The organism is Acidovorax sp. SUPP3334 (genome assembly GCF_030159055.1).
Lineage (GTDB): Bacteria > Pseudomonadota > Gammaproteobacteria > Burkholderiales > Burkholderiaceae_C > Paracidovorax.
Genome location: NZ_BQXQ01000114.1, coordinates 1 through 924, shown reverse-complemented (window position 1 = coordinate 924; position 924 = coordinate 1). Strand labels below are relative to the sequence as shown.

The 924-nt window shown below is 61.7% G+C and carries 2 protein-coding genes; both read right to left on the bottom strand.

The window, feature by feature from the left end; all coding sequences use genetic code 11:
- Positions 1–256, bottom strand: a 256-nt coding sequence (locus AVHM3334_RS23710) for a site-specific integrase (protein ID WP_284415879.1), incomplete at its 3' end; no start/stop codon positions are given.
- A gap of 294 nt (positions 257–550) precedes the next feature.
- The coding region (locus AVHM3334_RS23705; protein WP_502869975.1) for a type 2 periplasmic-binding domain-containing protein at positions 551–924 on the bottom strand (374 nt) is incomplete at its 5' end.

Here is a 924-nt window from a genome sequence, read left to right as displayed (position 1 = left end):
CCAGGCTCTGCTGGTGAGGACGGCGCCTCGGTGGCGCGATGTATTGCCATGGGTCGCACTCCATCATGCTCTCGCCCGCCAGCCAGGCGTAGAACCTGCGCAGCACCCAGGTCTTCTTGTCCACCGTAGATTGAGCGTGCCGACGCAATTGATCGTCCAGCCAGTGCCGAAGATGCACGGCCGAGACATCCAGCCGCGTGATCCTGAACCTCGCGCGCAGCCAGCGCTGCCATTCGATGAGAGAGTAATCGACCACCTGCAGGGTGCCTCGCGCATACCCGCATTCATGTCGCAGATAGTCCTGAAACCGCTCTTCCAGGAAGAGCCTGGGCCCCCACCCTCTCACGGCGCAAGTTCAACGGGCACGAGGCGACGACGCCGGCACCCTGCGATGAAGAAGTTCATCCACATGCATGAAAGGTCGCACCTACTTTGGTGAGGGCGTGGCCCCAGAGCCTTGGCCCGCGAAATAAGGGATCAGCATCCGGTTGCCCTCGGCGCAGGTCTCTCGAAGGTACTCGACCGAAAACTTCTCCCCGATGCGCCGCAGTTAGTTTCGCAACTCGGGCTCCGGCGTATCCACCTTGATGCCCGTACGCGTAAGTTCCGCCAAAGAAACGGTGGATGCGGCTTCGCTGGCCATCCAGCCGCGCTTTTGCGCTTCCTCCGCAGCCACCATGATTGTTTGGCGTGCGGATTCGGGAAGCGCGGTCCACCTGGCCTTGTTGGCGATCACGATGTTCTTGGCATACCAACCCCGGACGTTGTAGAAAAATTTCGCAGGGCCCTCCCACAGCTTGGAGTCCACGCCTATCGCCGGTGAAGTGAACATGACATCCAGCCGCTGGTCCTTGAATGCCGCACCGATGGCCTGCGTGGGCACGTCGACGGGCATGGCGCCGATGAGTTGGGCAAGACGCACGG